The organism is Allofournierella sp. CML151 (assembly GCF_027853465.1).
Lineage (GTDB): Bacteria > Bacillota > Clostridia > Oscillospirales > Ruminococcaceae > Allofournierella.
On record NZ_JAPNNW010000022.1, the window covers coordinates 1 to 15,380 of the forward strand.

Genomic DNA, 15,380 nt, shown 5'->3' on the forward strand with positions numbered 1-15,380 from the left:
AGCCCGGCTGTTCAGCCGGGCTTTTCTCATACCGCTCCGTCATTCCTCCTTTTCCCCACAAAATTTTGCGGTGCAAACTTTTGCGGGGGCCCCGCCCTACGGGCCAAGAAGGATTTTTACTTATTCACTGTTCACTATTCACTTTTCACTGATCGATGTGTACAAGCCCCAGCCAAACGATCGGGGCTTTCTTTTGTTTTGCAGGTTTGGCACCCTTGCACTTTTTCTTACTGTTTTGTAAGCTGCAAGAAGGCTTTGCGCAGCGCAAAATATGTGCTATAATAAAAAGAAATTGCAAAATAATACTTTTCTTGCGGCCCCGGCCTGCTTCGGCGCGCCTCGGCCGGTTTAATGAGCTGCCAAAGGAGGGGACTGCCATGCCCGGCGATCTGCATACTCATACCACATTTTCAGATGGTTCGCTGAAGGCGGACTGGCTGCCCCGGCTGGCCGCCCGTGCAGGGCTGAGCCATCTGGCCATCTCGGACCATGACTCCATGCATTCGGTGCGTTATGGCTACGCCAACCCTCTGCGGGAGAATGTGCGGCTGATCCCTGCCACCGAGCTTACTGCCTTCGATTTTGAACGGGGGCGTCGGGTGCACATTCTGTGCTACTGGCCGGACGAGACCTGCCCGGACCTGATTGCCCATTGCCAGCTGATGGCGGACCGGCGCAACGCGGTATGCCGCCAGAGCGGCCGGGAGCTGGAGGAAATTTACCCCCAGTTCCGGCTGGAGGATGCGCTGGCCCTGGCGCAGGACGGTGGTGTGCTGTATAAATCCACCCTGATGCAGGTGCTGTGCGACTACGGCCTGGCGGACGGTATTTACAAAGAGACCTACAAACCCCTCTTCGGTAAGGGCGGCAAAGTGCTGCACGACCCGGAGTACCAGACCGTGGATCAGGTGCTGGACGTGATCCGCAAGGCCCGGGGTGTGGCGGTGTTTGCCCACCCCAGCGTGTACAAGAGCATGGAGCTGGTCACCGAGCTGGCACTGGCGGGCCGAATCGACGGCATTGAGATCGAGCATCCCCGCAACACCCCCGAGGACAAGGAAGTGCTGTACCGGCTGGCAGCCCAGTGTAACCTGTTGGTTACCGGCGGCAGTGACTTCCACGGCCGCAACACCGGCAGCCCCCGGGCGCTGGGCATGTGCCGCACCGGCGACGATGCCCTGGCTCGGCTGGAGCAGCTGGCCCAGACCCGCAAGGGCTGAACCATCGGCAGCGTGCATGAAACAGGGCGCTGCTGCCCATCATCAAGCCAGACCCGGCGGGCTGTATCTGCGGCTCTTTGCCGGTTGGAACGGGCGAGGAGGTTTTCTCCGTGTCCGCTTAATAAAACCAGTGACCTAAAATCAAAGGAGAAACCCAATATGACCCATACCTACCAGAACAAGGGCGTGTGTTCCCGCAGCACCACCGTGACCCTGAGCGAGAACGGCATCATTCAGGAAGTGAGCGTTGTGGGCGGCTGCAACGGCAACCTGAAGGGGATTTGCCAGCTGCTGCAGGGTATGCCCGCTGCTGAGGCCATCCGCCGTATGGAAGGCACCACCTGCGGTCCCCGCGCCACCTCCTGCCCGGACCAGATCGCCAAGGCTCTGAAGGCCGCCTTGCAGGAAGAGGGCCTGTAAGCCTTTTGTTTAAACAGAAAAAAGCCCGCCTTGCCGGTATGCAGAATACCGGTGAAGGCGGGCTTTTTTACGTGGTGGGGGGTCTTGTAAAATCGGGTCAATGGGGTACAATGGACCCAGAAACCCTGACCGGCGGGTCAAGGCACAACAGAGGGAAAGGGGATGGCAGGATGGACCGGCTGCGCCAGCTGCCCAAGGAAAAGCGCAAGGCGGTGATGCATGCCGCCATGGAGGTGTTCGCCCAGAGTGATTACAAGCGGGCCAGCACCGAGGAGATTGTCCGAAAGGCGGGCATTTCCAAAGGGCTGTTGTTTTATTACTTCAAAAACAAACAGACGCTTTATCTGTATCTGGCCCGGTATCTGCAAAGCTTTATTGAACAGAACATGAAGATGGAGCAGCTGGCGGGTATCACCGACTTTTTCGATCTGCTGGACTACGGCATGGAGGAAAAGCTGGCCATCCTGCGCAAGCTTCCCTGGGCGCTGGAATTTTCGGTGCGGATGTACTACACCGCCGAGCGGGAAATCGGCCCGGCGCTGCAAAAGTACCAGGTGCGGGTGCTGGAGGAGCTGTGGGAGCGGTATTTCACTGGGGTGGACCTGGAAAAATTCCGCCCCGGAGTGCAGCCGCGCCAGGTGCTGGACATGCTGGTCTATCTTACCGACGGCTACATCCACCGCCGCCGCATGGAGCAAAAACCCCTGGAGCTGGAAGAGCTGGTGAGGGAATACATGGTGTGGCGGGGCATTCTGCGCAGCTACGCCTACAAGGAGGAGTATCAATGAGCGAAACGGCGATTGAGGTCAGCGGCCTGACCAAGGATTACGGCGGCGGCCGGGGCGTGTTCGGGCTGAGCTTTGCGGTGCAGCCGGGCGAGGCCTTCGGTATTCTGGGGCCCAACGGTGCGGGCAAGACGACCACCATCCGGCAGCTGATGGGCTTTGTCCGGTCGGACAGCGGCAGCGCCCGCATCTTCGGGCAGGATTGCTTTGCCGGTGCGGCCCGGGTGCAGAGCCATGTGGGTTACCTGCCCGGCGAGCTGGCACTAATGGATGATATGACCGGTGCGGCCTTCATCCGGCTGATGGCCGGGCTGCGTGGCCAGAATGACCTGAGCTATGCCTGGAAGCTGTGCCAGCGGTTCGGGCTGGACGCGAGCCAGAAGATCCGCAAGATGTCCAAGGGTACCAAGCAGAAGGTGGGCCTGGTGTGCGCACTGATGCACCGCCCCCGGCTGCTGGTTCTGGACGAGCCCACCAGTGGTCTGGACCCGCTGATGCAGAACCAGCTGTGGGAAATTCTGCTGGCGGAAAAACAGCGGGGCGTAACGATTTTGTTGTCCAGCCACATCTTTGAAGAGGTGGAGCGGCTGTGTGACCGGGCGGCGCTGCTGCGCGGCGGACGCATTGCAGCAGTGGAGCAGCTGGGTGAGCTGCGGGCCAAGGCAAGCCGGGTGTATCAGCTGCGGTTTGCGGGCGAACAGGAGGCAGCGGCTTTTGCGGCGGCCTGGCCCGATGCGGCGGCAAAAGGTGACTGGGTGCAGCTGCGGCTGAGCCAAGGTGAGCCGGTGGCCCGCCTGCTGGCGATGGCGGCCCAGAGCGGCGTGCAGGACCTGAAAACCCGGCAGGAGTCGCTGGAGGATATGTTTTTGCGGATGTATGGGGGGCGGAACGAATGAGCGGAGCATTGCTGAAAAAGGAGCTGCGGGCAAACGGCCCGCTGGCGGCGATCTTTCTGGGAGTGGTTACCCTGTACGGGTCTATGATCACCAGCATGTTTGACCCGAAGCTGGGCGACAGCCTGAACATCATGATGGAGAGCATGCCGGAGCTGTTCGCAGCCTTCGGTATGAGCAACCCGGGGGCCAGCCTGACCCAGTTTCTGGCCAACTATCTTTACGGCTTTTTGCTCATCGCCCTGCCGCTGGTGATGATTCTGCTTCTGGTGCAGCGGCTGCTGGTGCGCTACACCGACCGGGGCGCCATGGCCTGGCTGCTGGCCAGTCCTACTCCCCGCTGGAAGCTGGCTCTCACCCAGGCCTTTGTGCTGGTGGCGGCGGTGGTGCTGTTGGTGGGCTACATGACCGGTCTGTGCGGCGTTCTGGCTCAGGTGCTGTTCCCCGGCGAGCTGGAGTTTGACCGTTTTGCGCTGGTGAATCTGGGCGATCTGGGGCTTTTGCTCTTCTTCGCGGGGCTGTGCTTTTGTTCGGCCTGCCTGTTCCAGAGCAGCGGCCCGGCCCTGTGGGTGGGCGGAGGCCTGAGCGTGGTCTTCGTGCTGCTGGATATGCTGGCTGGTGTGGGCGAGCAGGCGGAGTTCCTGCGCTGGTTCACCCCGGTGACCCTGTACGACCCGGTGGCACTGGCCAACGGCGAAAATGTTCTGCCGCTGGCTGGGCTGTATCTGGGGGCAGTCGTCCTCTTTGCCGCCGGTGCGGTGGTGTTTACCCGGCGGGACATCTGCGTGTGAGTCTTTTTCCATAAAGCCAAAGCCCGCTTTCCGGCCTGTAAGCCGCCGGAAAGCGGGCTTTTTTGTGCTGCTTTGGTTTAAATACCGCTCCTGCCGGGCCATACTCTTGCCGGAACCAACAAACGAAGGGAGAACGATGGCAATGAGCTACCGGTTCAAAGGCTTTTCCCGCAGCGCGGCGAAGATGCTGAATCTGGCCCTGTCGCTGGCAGGGCAGCGGGGGCAGCGGCAGGTGAGCACTGGTCACATCCTGCTGGCGATTCTGACTCAGGGGAGCAGTCCGGCGGCAAACCTGCTGGAGGCCCGCACCGTGACCCGGGCAAAGATTCTGGGCAAGGTGGAGCAGCAGCCGGGAGGCGCGCCTTGTCGCCCCGGTCCCAAGGATATGATGGCAGAAAGCTGTAAGGCGCTGGATTTTGCGGTGCTGGGGGCACATGCCGCCCGCATGAAGGAGGCCCAGTGCGAACATGTGCTCTGCGCCATTCTGGAAGACCCGACCTGCACCGCCAGCCGCTGGCTGGCCGAGCTGGGGGTGGATGTGAGCGCTGCCGCCAAGGAGTGCCGTCAGCTTTCCGGCCAGCTGGTGCTGCCGCTGCAGCCCAAATTCAGCGCACCGCCTCCCAGCCGGGGCAGCCGCGCCAGCGATAAATACGGAAAAGATCTGACCCGCATTGCGGCGGAGGGCGGGCTGGACCCGGTGTTTTGCCGGGAGAGCGAGCTGGAGCGGATGATCGAGATTCTGTGCCGCCGCCAGAAGAACAATCCTTGTCTGGTGGGTGAGCCGGGGGTGGGCAAAACTGCTCTGGCCGAGGCCCTGGCCCAGCGCATTGCAGCGGGCCGGGTGCCGGACAGCCTTCAGGGCCGCCGCCTGCTCTGCCTGGACATGGCCAGTTTGGTGGCGGGCACCAAATACCGGGGCGACTTTGAAGAGCGGCTGAAAAACCTGCTGGAGGAGATCTGCCGGGAGGGCAACACCATCCTGTTTGTGGATGAGCTGCACACTGTGGTGGGCGCGGGCGCGGCGGAGGGGGCTATCGACGCGGCCAATATCCTAAAGCCGCTGCTGGCCCGGGGCGAGCTGCGTATGATCGGCGCCACAACCCAGCAGGAATACCGACGCTGTATGCAGAAGGACCCGGCGCTGGAACGGCGGTTCGGCCGGGTGCTGGTGGAGGAGCCGGACCCCCAGCAGGCGGTGCATATTCTGCAGGGGCTGGCCCCCCGGTACGAGCGGTTTCATCAGGTTACACTGCCCCCGCGCACGCTGGAGGCAGCGGTGGAGCTGTCGGTGCGGTATCTGCCGGGGCGCTTTCTGCCGGACAAGGCCATCGACCTGATCGACGAGGCCGCCGCCGCGCTGCATATCCAGAGCCAGGACCAGCCGGGCACACCTACGCTGGAGCCGGAACAGCTGGCAGAAGTGGTGGCCCGGGCCAGCGGTGTGCCCGCTCAGCGCATCACTGAGCGCCAGCGCCGCAAGCTGGACCTGCTGGAGCAGCGGCTGGCCGAGGCGGTGGTGGGCCAGCCCCAGGCGGTGGCCGCGGTGGCGGGAGCGATCCGCCGGGCCTGCACCGGCCTGCGGGATACAGCCCGTCCCATGGGGGCTTTTCTGTTTCTGGGACCCACCGGTGTGGGCAAGACCCACCTGGCCCGGGCGCTGGCCAGCCAGTGGTTCGGCAGTGAAAAGGCGCTGCTCCGCTTTGACATGAGCGAGTATATGGAGGCTCACGCCGCCGCAAAGCTCATTGGCGCGCCTCCGGGCTACGTGGGCCACGGCGAGGGCGGCCAGCTCACCGAGGCGGTGCGCCGCCGCCCCTACAGTGTGGTGCTCTTTGACGAGATTGAAAAGGCCCACCCGGACGTGCAGAACCTGCTGCTGCAGATTCTGGAGGAAGGCCAGCTCACCGACAGCGAGGGCCGAAAGACCGGCTTTTCCCACTGCATCGTGCTGCTCACCAGCAACCTGGGCGCGCGGCATCTGTGCGGCCAGTCTGAGGCGCTGGGCTTTGCCGCCGGACAGGCGGCCCAGCTTGCCCGCCGCAAGGAGCTGGCGCTGGAAGAGGCCAAGCGGTTTTTCCGGCCGGAACTTCTGGGGCGTCTTGATGAGGCGGTGGTTTTTTCGCCGCTGGAGGGTCCGGCGCTGGAGCAGATCACCGAGCAGCTGCTGGACGAGCTGGAGCAGCGGGCAAACCGCAGCGGCTACCGGCTATGCCATACCCATGAGCTGACGCGGGAGCTGGCCCGGCGGGGCAAAAGCGCCTACGGGGCCCGGGAGCTGCGCCGTCAGGTGAGCCGGGTAGTGGAGCAGGCCCTGGCGGACAGCATCGCCAGCGGGCAGGCCCGGCCGGGGCAGAGCTTCACCGCCTGTTTGCAGCAAGGGCAGGTGTGCCTTCTGCCGGGACAGCTGGAGGCGGGCGCACCCCAGCCGGTACAGGTATAACAAAAAAGGCAGGTCGTTTTGACCTGCCTTTTTGTATTGCTTTGTAGTTTTACACCTTTTTGCGCAGCAGCGAGAAGGAGAAGAAGTTGGTGTAGTAGGAAAGGGAGTACATCACCGGCCGGGTCAGCTTGGAAAAACTGATCTCATCCATCAGCAGCAGGGCCTCGTGGTCCGGCACCTCCAGTGTTTTGCGGATGGCTGCGTCGCCCAGCACGGCGCTGGTGTGGGTGACGGTGCTGGTCACCGAGACGCCGCACACCTCTTCCAGAATATCGAAGATGGGACGGGCAAAATCCTGCCGCTGGGCACTCTCATGGTCCAGTAGCTTGGCAGGCAGATAGTCCACCGAGTAGATCACCGGCATTTCTCCTGCCAGCACCCGTTTGCGCACCATCAGCACCGGGTCGCCCACCTCCAGCTCCAGCTGGTGGGCCAGGTGGCTGTCCGCGTTCAGCTGCTGCACCGAGATGCTGTCCGCATGGGGAACATAACCGGCGGCACGGATCATGGCGCTATATTCAAATTTCTGGTCCAGGCGGTTGTCCAGCGCCACGATACGCCGGTTCACCACGGTGCCGATGCCGCGCACCCGCTCCACGTAGCCTTCCCGCTCCAGCTCGGCCAGTGCGTCACGGATCACGGTGCGGCTGACGCCCAGGCGGGCCGCAAGCTCCACCTCGGCGGGCAGCCGCTCACAGCTCTCGTAAGGGCCGGTGCGCATCTCGCGCAGCAGCTGGGCTGCGATCTGCTGGCTGATCACCGCGCCGCCCAGCGGTCCCGCTTCGCCGGTTTTTGCTTTTGCCATATCCAATTGCCTCCTGCACACAAATAAATCATACTTTAGAAAAAGTATAGCACAACCCGGCCGGTTTGCGCAACAAAAAAGCCCAAAGCAGCTCCAAACAGGAACTGCTTCGGGCAAGAACAGCGCGGCACGGAAAAGCAGCGCTGCAAAAAGGACTTAAACACCGCCCAGATGCTTGATTTTGGTGTTGTAGCTGCGCCGGAACAGGGTGAGCGCAAAGCACAGCGAAACCGCCTCGGCAATCAGGAAGGAGTACCATACCAGATTTACATTGCCGGGAAGCGACAGCAGCCAGGCAATGGGCAGAATCAGCACCAGCTGGCGGAAGGCGCTCATCAGAAGGCTGTGCAGGCCTTCGCCCAGCGCCTGGAACAGACTGCTCAGCACAATGGCGATGCCCGCGAACACAAAGCTCAGCGAGATGATGCGCAGGGCGGGTTCGCCGATGCGAGCCAGGTCGCCGCCGTCGTTGAAGAGCGCCAGCAGCTGACCGGGGAACAGCTGGAACAGGGCGGTGCCGAAAATCATGATCACTGTGATGGAGATCATGGCGATTTTGGTACAGGCCAGGATGCGCTGCTTTTTGGCCGCGCCGTAGTTATAGCCCACAATAGGCACCAGGGCGCTGGTGAGGCCGAAGCCGGGCATGAATACGAAGTTCTGCAGCTTGAAGTAGATGCCCAGCACCGAAACGGCAGTCTCAGAGAAACCGGCCAGAATGAAGTTCATACCGAAGGTCATCACGCTGGAGATACTCTGCATGATGATGCTGGGCAGGCCCACCGAATAGATGCTCTTCACGGTGGGCAGGTCAAAGCGCAGGGCGCTGATGCGCAGCTTGACCTCGTTGTTGTGGCGCAGATTCAGCCACAGGCAGACGCAGCAGCCGATCCACTGGCCGACCACGGTGGCCACAGCCGCGCCCGCAACGCCCATCTTCGGCATACCAAACATGCCGAAGATCAGAATGGGGTCCAGAATGATGTTGATTACCGCGCCGGTGAGCTGACTGGCCATCTGGTAAATGGTTTTGCCGGTCACCTGGATTAGCCGCTCCAGGCAGATCTGCAAAAACATGCCAAGGCTGAACACCAGGCAGATGCGCAGATAGGCCGCGCCGCCCTGGGCAACCTCCGGGTTTTTGGTGAAGAAGCTGAAGAACAGCTCCGAGAAGAAGAGTCCGAATACAGCGAACACCGCCCAGCTGGCCACCATGAGCAGAAGGCCGTTATGGGCCACCCGGTCGGCGGCCTTGCGGTCACCCTCGCCCAGACGGCGGCTGAGCAGGGCGTTCACGCCGATGCTGGTACCTACCGATACCGAGATGGTGAGCATCTGCACCGGATAGGCGAAGCTTACAGCGGTGAGGGCCGCGTCGCTGAGGCGGGCCACAAAGATGCTGTCCACCACGTTATACAGCGCCTGTACCAGCATGCTGATCATGATGGGGAAGGCCATACCCAGCAGCAGCGGGGCCATCGGCTTGGTTCCCATGATGTTTTCCTTCATTGTTTCACAATCCTCCATTTTCACACACAGTCAAAGCCCCTGTTTCGGGGCAAAACAAAGGAAACGGGGCGGAGTGCCGGTCCTTCTTCGGGAAGGGCGCTCGTCTCGTTTCCTTTTTTGCAAGCAGATGGGGCAGGGCGGCCCCGTGATTGGTTACATCCGGCTTTTCAGGCCCCGGATGTCTTTTCCCAGAAACAGCACTGACTCACAGCTGCCATTTAGGCGGCTGGCGATCTTTTCGGTATAGCGGCTCTCAAAGACTTTACCATCCACAATATTGGTGGTGTAGATGGTGGGCCGGTTTTCCAGGATGCGGGTGTTCAGAATGTTGTAAAAGCAGCTGGCCATATACGGGTTTATATACTCGGTGCCCAGATCGTCCAGAATGAGCAGATCCGCCTCCAGGACTGCCTCCAGCAGGGGGCAGCTATCTGCAAAGCGCTCCCGCTCCAGCTGGCTGAACAGGTTCTGGGCACAGATGTACACCACGTTGAAGCCCTTTTCCAGCACGGTCTTGGCAATGGCCAGGGCGGCGTGGGTTTTGCCAAGACCGGCGGTGCCGTAAATCAGCAGATTTTCGTTCTGCATATCGAATTCCCGGGCATAGGTCTGCAGGTAATTCAGATGGTCCCGCATCAGGGCGCGGATGTTCTCGCCGGTAGCCGGATCGATGGCGTCCGGATAGAGCGAAAGGTCCATGCTCTCAAAGCTGCACAGGCGCAGCGGGGTCTCCTCGCTGATCTCTTCCCAGCGCAGCTGCCTTGCCAGCTTGCCCACACAGGGGCACAGACGGCCGTTTACCATGCCGGTGTCCTGGCAGTCCGGGCAGATGTAGCGGGGCTCCAGGCTCTGGGGACCGTAGCCGTTTTGGGCCAGTAGCTGCCGGATTTCCTCCTGGGTTTTGCGGCGCTGTTCGGCTACCGCCTGGCGCTCGGCCTGGGGCGCGCCCTTGGCAGCCAGCTCCATGGTGCGCAGCCCCAGCGACTGCACCTGAGCCTCCAGCTCGCCCAGCCGGGGCAGGGCGGCCAGCGCCCGGGCCCGGCGCTCCTGGGCCTGGGTCACCGCCCGCTGACGGCGGCTGGCCACCTGGCGCAGGGCCTCCCGATAAAGTTCGTTTTTGGTGCGCATGGCTTATTCCTCCCGTTTCAGGCGCAGCGGGCGGCGTGCGGGCCGCTGCAGGATGTCGTTGCCGCTGTGGGTAGGCCGGTCCACCCGCACGTTTGCACCGGCCAGTGAACCGCCGCCCCGAGCGTCGGCAGGGGTGCGCCAGCCCTTGGCGTACCAGCTTTTCAGAATACCGTTGATGTATTTGGGGTCCTTGCTGCCGTTGCCGTGCAGCACCGCCTCCTCCACCATGGCGTCCGAGTAGCCGAATTCCTCGTACCAGCGGCGGATGCACCGCTTGTCTGCAAAGGTGAGCGACCCCACGGGTATGCCCAGAATGGCGGCGGCCTTTTCCTCCCGCTGGCCGCGTTCTTTCAAACGCTGCAGGTAAGCCTCGGCCTCCTGACCGGTGGTCACACCCTCCTGAGCCCAGCGGTCCAGCTCCCGCTCCAGCTGGGTCACCGAATGACGCCCCTGGCTGGAAATGTGCGCTGCGCAAAGCAGAATCAGATCCACCGGAATGCTCTCGTTCACATACAGCGATACCAGTCGCTGGATATCCTTCTGCCCCAGGCTCTGGCCCAGATAGGCCTGGGCCTCGGTGGCCAGGGTACTCACCATGGGGTCCCGCATGGCGGCCATGCGCAGCTCCTCGGCGGTGAGGGGCGGCTGCTTGACGGGAAGGGGAGCGGGGGGCGCGGCGTCCCGCTCCAGCTCCAGCAGGCCCACACCATGCCAGAAATCCAGCGCCTTCTGGGCGGCCTGCACATTCTTCAGCGCCAGAGCGTGGGCGATATCCTTGGGATCGGTGCTGTGGGTGGCCAGAATATAAAGCGCCACCCGCATGTGGTCGCCGGTGGCGCGGGTGAGATTGGTGAAGATCAGCTGAGGCACAGCGATGGAATCGCCGGTCTGGCTGCGCAGGCGGTAGGTCATAGGGCAAGGGCTCCTTCTTCGTTCAAACAGGCATACAATGCAGCGCGGGCCGGGCAAAACTGCCGGCAGCCCATAAAATTACATCATAAAGCATACCACAAAATGCCCGGCCTGACCAGTGCCCCGCCGCAAAAAGCCCGCCATGGCCCGGCGGCGAATTGACAAACCGGTCCGGGGCGTGTACCATTGGTTAAAAGAACAGTAATACCAGCGCCCGCGCCAGGGCGGAGAGGCGGATTGAGAAGATGAAGATCGCAATTGTGACCGACACCAACAGCGGCATCTCGGAAAAGGAAGCCCAGAAGCTGGGGGTATACTGCCTGCCCATGCCCTTTTCGGTGGATGGACAGTGGATGCTGGAGGGCGTGGATCTGACGGCAGAGGAATTCTACCGGCGGCAGGCGGCCGGGGCCAATATCACCAGCAGCCAGCCCAGCCCGGAGACCGTGACCAACTTGTGGGACAAGCTTCTGACCGAGTATGAGGCAGTGGTGCATATTCCCATGAGCAGCGGCCTGAGCGGAACCACCGCCACCGCGGTGGCCCTGGCAGCGGAATACGGTGGCCGGGTCCAGGTGGTGGACAACAAACGCATCTCGCTGCCCCAGCGTCAGTCGGTGCTGGATGCACAGGTGCTGGCAAAGCGGGGGCTGACCGCTGCCCAGATCAAGCAGAATCTGGAGGAAAATGCCCTGAAGGCCAGTGTGTATCTGACGGTGGACACCCTGAAATACCTGAAAAAGGGCGGCCGGGTCACACCGGCGGCAGCTGCCATCGGCACCGTGCTGAACATCAAGCCTCTTTTGCAGATTCAGGGCGGCGGCATTGACGCCTATGGCAAGGTGCGTGGCTTGGCTCAGGCGCAGGATAAGCTGCTGGATGCCATCTGTGCCGATCTGACCGGCCGCTTTGACGGGATGCCCATGCACATCGGTGTGGCCTATTCCGGCGCGCCGGAGGTGGGCAAAAAGTGGCAGAAATATGTGCAGGAGCGCTTCCCCCGCTGTAAGGTACAGTGCAGTGCACTGGGTCTGAGCATCGCCTGCCATACCGGCCCGGGCGCATTGGGTGTGGGCTGCTATTATTATGAAGAATAAGAACGAATGAAAAAAGAGTGTTCCCCTCAAAAAAGAAGGGAACACTCTTTTTTACTTGATCGGGAGGAATGGCTGCCCTACAGTTGCTCCCGGATGCGGCCCAGGGCGTTTTTCTCCAGGCGGCTCACCTGTGCCTGACTGATACCGATTTCACGGGCCACCTCCATCTGGGTCTTGCCCGCCAGATAGCGCAGGGCCATGATCTTTTTCTCCCGCTCGCTGAGCTGATGCACCGTGTCCTTAAAGAGAATTTCGCTGATCCAGCTGTCCTCCCCGTCGTTTTCGCCCACCTGATCCATCACATACATGGCATCGCCCGCGTCGTTGTACACCGGTTCATACAGACTCACCGGTTCCACCACGCTTTCCAGCGCCAGGGTTACCACACGCTCCGGCATGTCCAGCTGTGCAGCAATCTCCTTTGCCTTGGGCTCACGGCCCAGCTCCTTCTGAAGCTGTTCTCTGGCTTGCATGGCCCGATAGGCGGTGTCACGCATGGAGCGGCTTACCCGCAAAGGGTTATTGTCCCGCAGAAAGCGGCGGATTTCGCCCACGATCATGGGCACGCCGTAGGTGGAAAAGCGAACATTCAACTGGGGATCGAAGTTGTCGATGGCCTTGATCAGTCCGATGCAGCCCACCTGGAACAGATCGTCCATGCATTCGCCTCGGCCGGAAAAACGCTGAACCACGCTGAGCACCAGCCGCAGATTGCCCTGGATCATGGTCTGGCGGGCGGCGGCGTCGCCCTCGTGCGCGGCAATCAGAAGCCGCTTTTTCTCCGCCTCGCTCAGTACCGGCAGGCGGGCGGTATCCACGCCGCACAGCTCCACTTTGTTGTAATACAAACGCATTCACACTCCAAACAGGCAAGGGTGCCTGTTCAAAGTATGGCCGCGGCGAGGGGCGGGCAGTCAGAACAAAGGCTGGCAAAATCAGGGCCCGCAGCCGCAAAAAAGCAGGAATAATGAGGTCGGATGCACCAAATGCTTGCCCCCGGCATACTGTGAACACAAACGATGCAAGGGAGTGGATGCGACGATGACCTCGGAACTTTGGCTGCTGTGCTGCATGGGAATGGTGCTCCTGCTCACGGCAGGGCTTGCCTTTTTGTGGGCCATCTTTTATGACCGCTGCGCCCGGGAAAAGCAGCTGCTGCAAACGCCGGATTTCACTGCAAAGGCGGGCTTCAAGGTGACTCAGCTGCCCGGCGCGCCCTATCTGCGGCTGGACCGGGTGTATCTGCTGGGACGGCGTGTGGGTCAGCTGGAGTTTTTTATCCAGCCCAGCTGGACGGCGGTGCTGCGTGTTGCCCCGGAAAGCGAGGAGTTACGCCTGTGGGAGCTGGGACTGCCGGAGTACGACCAGCTCACGGTGCGGCCGGTGAGCGGGGTGCGCACCGAACTGCGCCAGGCCCCCGGCGGCAGTGCGCTGGCCTGCTGGCAGCGGGACGGCTTTTGCTACGGGCTGTATCTGCCTGCGGGGGAGATGGGGCTTGCGGGCAGTCTGCTGGAGCGGTTTGCGGCGGACTGCCGGTGTGCCGCTACCCGATAAAAACAGGGCCGGGCAAGAACCTCTTGCCCGGCCTCAATGTGGTTTCAGAGTGATTTTTCCAGCTCCCGGCGCAGCCGCAGGATGATCCGCTTTTCCAGCCGGGAGATGTAGCTCTGCGAGATGCCGATGGCATCCGCCACTTCTTTTTGGGTGCGCTCGATGCCGTCGGTCAGGCCAAAGCGCATCTGCATGATCTGCCGTTCCCGGGGAGCCAGCCGGGCCACCGCCTGACGCAGCATGTCTTTCTCTGCATCCTGCTCCAGTTGGGCGCTGATCTGGTTCTGATCACTGCCCAGGACGTCCGAGAGCAGCAGCTCGTTGCCGTCGCCGTCGGTGTTCAGCGGCTCGTCAATGCTGGCCTCCTGGCGGCGATTGCTGCTCTTGCGCAGGTACATCAGAATTTCGTTTTCGATGCACCGGCTGGCGTAGGTGGCCAGCTTAATGTTTTTGGAGGGGGCGAAGGTGTTCACCGCCTTGATCAGCCCGATGGTACCAATGGAGATGATGTCCTCCACCGAGACGTTGCTGCCCTCGAACTTTTTGGCGATGTAGACCACCAGCCGCAGATTGTGGGTGATCAGGATATCCCGGCAGCTCTGGCGGCCCTCCTCCAGCCCGGCGAAGACCAGTTTTTCCTCGGCGGGAGTCAGGGGAGGGGGTAGGGTTTCCGGCCCGTTGATGTAATACACCGCGTCCGGCAGGCAGAGCCAGCAAAGCAGAGCATGCCAGGCGCGGGAAAGCCAATTGCATTTCATTCCGCAGCGCTCCTTTCCCGTCCGGCTTGTGCAAATTGGCGCTGCACGGGCCGGGCGGTGTGATAAAATTCGGTGCCGAACAGCGCCTGGATCGAGGCATCCGCCAGGGTCTGGTCGGTGAAAACCACCAGTACCCGGCTTGCCTGCCGGACTTTGCCGGTGCCGGAAAGCCGGGCGGAAAAACCGCCCACGGCAGGCAAGGTGCGCATTCCGCCGGCAGTTTTGCAGGGGATCAGCCGGATGGGCACACCGGGAGGCGGCTCAGGGCAGGCTCCGGCGAAAAATTCCTCCAGAAAAACGGCGACAGCCTCCGGCACAGCGCCGCGCATACTGGTATAACTGGCCAGTACCGGTGCCTGCCCGCTCAGTGGGTCCCGCAGCAGAAAACCGGTGTCCAGCAGGGCAGTAAGCGGCGGGAGTTCAGCTCCGTTCAGGGAAAGCTGCAGCTGCCAGCATTCGGTTTCCTTTGGGCCGCCAAAGACCAGCACCACCAGCCGCAGAGTCAGATAGACCAGCAGCGCACACCCTGCAAGCAGAGTGGGGGAGACTGCCCAGTAAACGGCGAAATTATTGGTCTGAGCCCCCAGCGGCAGATCGCGGCTTAAGGCCAGCAGCACGGCCCCGGCCAGCCCCAGATTCAAAAGAAAATACCACACAGTCTGGTGGGCAAAGCAGCGCCATCCCCGGAGGGGGCAGGCTGCGCGGCACACGGCGGCAGCGCTGGCGGCCTGGTACAGAAGGCTCAGAGCGGCGGGCAGCGGCGGGGCCAGCAGAATCAGTGCGGACAAGGCAGCCAGCGCCGCTCCGGCACAGGTGCGCCAAAAGCCCGGCGATGTGCCGCACACAAAGCCTACCGCGCGCAGCAAAAGATACGCCACCAGAAAATTCACCAGCAAAAGCACGTCCAGATAGATCACGGTCTTCACAGCTGTATCCACGCCCCCTTTTGCCGGGCCTGTTCGCCCGCTCTGGTTTCGATTGTAGCGCGGTGAAGAGAAGAAAGCTGTCAAAAAAATAATGCGCCGCGCACTTGTCTCTTGCAGAGAGGTGCGCGGCGCATTGGCTGTTTAA

General features: G+C 61.9%; 17 protein-coding genes. 9 read left to right on the plus strand and 8 right to left on the minus strand.

Going from position 1 to position 15,380, the window contains the following annotated elements; translation table 11 throughout:
• Positions 1–241, plus strand: a 241-nt coding sequence (locus tag PH256_RS12950; RefSeq protein ID WP_270914506.1) for a hypothetical protein, incomplete at its 5' end; no start/stop codon positions are given.
• Here the strand turns inward: PH256_RS12950 and PH256_RS12955 are convergent.
• Positions 228–401, minus strand: coding sequence for a hypothetical protein (locus PH256_RS12955; RefSeq protein ID WP_270914507.1), 174 nt, complete (start codon positions 399–401; stop codon positions 228–230). The genes PH256_RS12950 and PH256_RS12955 overlap by 14 nt on opposite strands.
• Here PH256_RS12955 and PH256_RS12960 point away from each other — a divergent pair.
• The 6 genes from PH256_RS12960 (at position 378) to PH256_RS12985 (ending at position 6,549) form a co-directional block, all read left to right on the plus strand.
• Positions 378–1,220, plus strand: a complete 843-nt coding sequence (locus PH256_RS12960; RefSeq protein ID WP_270914508.1) for a PHP domain-containing protein — start codon at positions 378–380, stop codon at positions 1,218–1,220. The two genes, PH256_RS12955 and PH256_RS12960, sit on opposite strands and share 24 nt — an antisense overlap.
• A 159-nt stretch (positions 1,221–1,379) precedes the next feature.
• Positions 1,380–1,640, plus strand: a complete 261-nt coding sequence (locus PH256_RS12965) for a TIGR03905 family TSCPD domain-containing protein (RefSeq protein ID WP_087185050.1) — start codon at positions 1,380–1,382, stop codon at positions 1,638–1,640.
• Positions 1,641–1,810: 170 nt separating this feature from the next.
• A complete protein-coding gene (locus PH256_RS12970) occupies positions 1,811–2,428 on the plus strand; it encodes a TetR/AcrR family transcriptional regulator (RefSeq protein WP_270914509.1) in 618 nt (205 codons plus the stop codon).
• Positions 2,425–3,321, plus strand: a complete 897-nt coding sequence (locus PH256_RS12975) for an ABC transporter ATP-binding protein (RefSeq protein WP_270914510.1) — start codon at positions 2,425–2,427, stop codon at positions 3,319–3,321. The genes PH256_RS12970 and PH256_RS12975 overlap by 4 nt, the downstream gene beginning before the upstream one ends.
• Complete coding sequence (locus PH256_RS12980) at positions 3,318–4,109, plus strand: ABC transporter permease subunit (RefSeq protein ID WP_270914511.1); 792 nt, start codon at positions 3,318–3,320, stop codon at positions 4,107–4,109. The genes PH256_RS12975 and PH256_RS12980 overlap by 4 nt, the downstream gene beginning before the upstream one ends.
• A gap of 142 nt (positions 4,110–4,251) precedes the next feature.
• A complete protein-coding gene (locus tag PH256_RS12985; RefSeq protein WP_270914512.1) occupies positions 4,252–6,549 on the plus strand; it encodes an ATP-dependent Clp protease ATP-binding subunit in 2,298 nt (765 codons plus the stop codon).
• Between the two features lie 49 nt (positions 6,550–6,598).
• On the opposite strand, the gene PH256_RS12990 is transcribed toward PH256_RS12985, so the two are convergent.
• The 4 genes from PH256_RS12990 to PH256_RS13005 form a co-directional block, all read right to left on the minus strand.
• Entirely contained in the window at positions 6,599–7,354 is a 756-nt protein-coding gene (locus PH256_RS12990) for a GntR family transcriptional regulator (RefSeq protein WP_087185055.1), read from the minus strand.
• Between the two features lie 156 nt (positions 7,355–7,510).
• The gene (locus tag PH256_RS12995; RefSeq protein ID WP_270914513.1) at positions 7,511–8,863 is read right to left on the minus strand and encodes an MATE family efflux transporter; all 1,353 of its coding nucleotides are present in this window, start codon (positions 8,861–8,863) and stop codon (positions 7,511–7,513) included.
• Positions 8,864–9,016: 153 nt separating this feature from the next.
• Complete coding sequence (locus PH256_RS13000; protein ID WP_270914514.1) at positions 9,017–9,991, minus strand: ATP-binding protein; 975 nt, start codon at positions 9,989–9,991, stop codon at positions 9,017–9,019.
• A 3-nt stretch (positions 9,992–9,994) separates the two neighbouring features.
• The gene (locus PH256_RS13005) at positions 9,995–10,903 is read right to left on the minus strand and encodes a DnaD domain-containing protein (RefSeq protein WP_270914515.1); all 909 of its coding nucleotides are present in this window, start codon (positions 10,901–10,903) and stop codon (positions 9,995–9,997) included.
• A 245-nt stretch (positions 10,904–11,148) separates the two neighbouring features.
• Between PH256_RS13005 and PH256_RS13010 the strand changes: the two genes are divergently transcribed.
• Complete coding sequence (locus tag PH256_RS13010; RefSeq protein WP_270914516.1) at positions 11,149–12,000, plus strand: DegV family protein; 852 nt, start codon at positions 11,149–11,151, stop codon at positions 11,998–12,000.
• Positions 12,001–12,077: 77 nt separating this feature from the next.
• Here the strand turns inward: PH256_RS13010 and sigG are convergent, their stop codons facing one another.
• Positions 12,078–12,854, minus strand: a complete 777-nt coding sequence (sigG, locus tag PH256_RS13015) for an RNA polymerase sporulation sigma factor SigG (RefSeq protein WP_270914517.1) — start codon at positions 12,852–12,854, stop codon at positions 12,078–12,080.
• A gap of 187 nt (positions 12,855–13,041) precedes the next feature.
• On the opposite strand from sigG, the gene PH256_RS13020 reads away from it, so the two are divergent.
• The gene (locus PH256_RS13020; RefSeq protein ID WP_087184538.1) at positions 13,042–13,554 is read left to right on the plus strand and encodes a hypothetical protein; all 513 of its coding nucleotides are present in this window, start codon (positions 13,042–13,044) and stop codon (positions 13,552–13,554) included.
• 44 nt (positions 13,555–13,598) lie between these two features.
• On the opposite strand, the gene sigE is transcribed toward PH256_RS13020, so the two are convergent.
• Positions 13,599–14,309 (minus strand): RNA polymerase sporulation sigma factor SigE, encoded by a 711-nt coding sequence (sigE, locus tag PH256_RS13025; RefSeq protein ID WP_087180628.1) that lies wholly within the window; start codon positions 14,307–14,309, stop codon positions 13,599–13,601.
• On the minus strand, positions 14,306–15,247 hold the full coding sequence (locus PH256_RS13030; protein ID WP_270914518.1) for a sigma-E processing peptidase SpoIIGA: 942 nt from the start codon (positions 15,245–15,247) through the stop codon (positions 14,306–14,308). Before PH256_RS13030 ends, sigE begins: the two co-directional genes overlap by 4 nt.
• Positions 15,248–15,380: the final 133 nt, after the last annotated feature.

Excerpts from the sequence above, each read along its gene's own strand:
- PH256_RS12960 (WP_270914508.1), top strand. The coding sequence starts at position 378 with ATGCCCGGCGATCTGCATACTCATACCACATTTTCAGATGGTTCGCTG.
- PH256_RS12955 (WP_270914507.1), bottom strand. The coding sequence starts at position 401 with ATGAGTATGCAGATCGCCGGGCATGGCAGTCCCCTCCTTTGGCAGCTC.
- PH256_RS12965 (WP_087185050.1), top strand. The coding sequence starts at position 1,380 with ATGACCCATACCTACCAGAACAAGGGCGTGTGTTCCCGCAGCACCACC.
- PH256_RS12970 (WP_270914509.1), top strand. The coding sequence starts at position 1,811 with ATGGACCGGCTGCGCCAGCTGCCCAAGGAAAAGCGCAAGGCGGTGATG.
- PH256_RS12975 (WP_270914510.1), top strand. The coding sequence starts at position 2,425 with ATGAGCGAAACGGCGATTGAGGTCAGCGGCCTGACCAAGGATTACGGC.
- PH256_RS12980 (WP_270914511.1), top strand. The coding sequence starts at position 3,318 with ATGAGCGGAGCATTGCTGAAAAAGGAGCTGCGGGCAAACGGCCCGCTG.
- PH256_RS12985 (WP_270914512.1), top strand. The coding sequence starts at position 4,252 with ATGAGCTACCGGTTCAAAGGCTTTTCCCGCAGCGCGGCGAAGATGCTG.
- PH256_RS12990 (WP_087185055.1), bottom strand. The coding sequence starts at position 7,354 with ATGGCAAAAGCAAAAACCGGCGAAGCGGGACCGCTGGGCGGCGCGGTG.
- PH256_RS12995 (WP_270914513.1), bottom strand. The coding sequence starts at position 8,863 with ATGAAGGAAAACATCATGGGAACCAAGCCGATGGCCCCGCTGCTGCTG.
- PH256_RS13000 (WP_270914514.1), bottom strand. The coding sequence starts at position 9,991 with ATGCGCACCAAAAACGAACTTTATCGGGAGGCCCTGCGCCAGGTGGCC.
- PH256_RS13005 (WP_270914515.1), bottom strand. The coding sequence starts at position 10,903 with ATGACCTACCGCCTGCGCAGCCAGACCGGCGATTCCATCGCTGTGCCT.
- PH256_RS13010 (WP_270914516.1), top strand. The coding sequence starts at position 11,149 with ATGAAGATCGCAATTGTGACCGACACCAACAGCGGCATCTCGGAAAAG.
- sigG (WP_270914517.1), bottom strand. The coding sequence starts at position 12,854 with ATGCGTTTGTATTACAACAAAGTGGAGCTGTGCGGCGTGGATACCGCC.
- PH256_RS13020 (WP_087184538.1), top strand. The coding sequence starts at position 13,042 with ATGACCTCGGAACTTTGGCTGCTGTGCTGCATGGGAATGGTGCTCCTG.
- sigE (WP_087180628.1), bottom strand. The coding sequence starts at position 14,309 with ATGAAATGCAATTGGCTTTCCCGCGCCTGGCATGCTCTGCTTTGCTGG.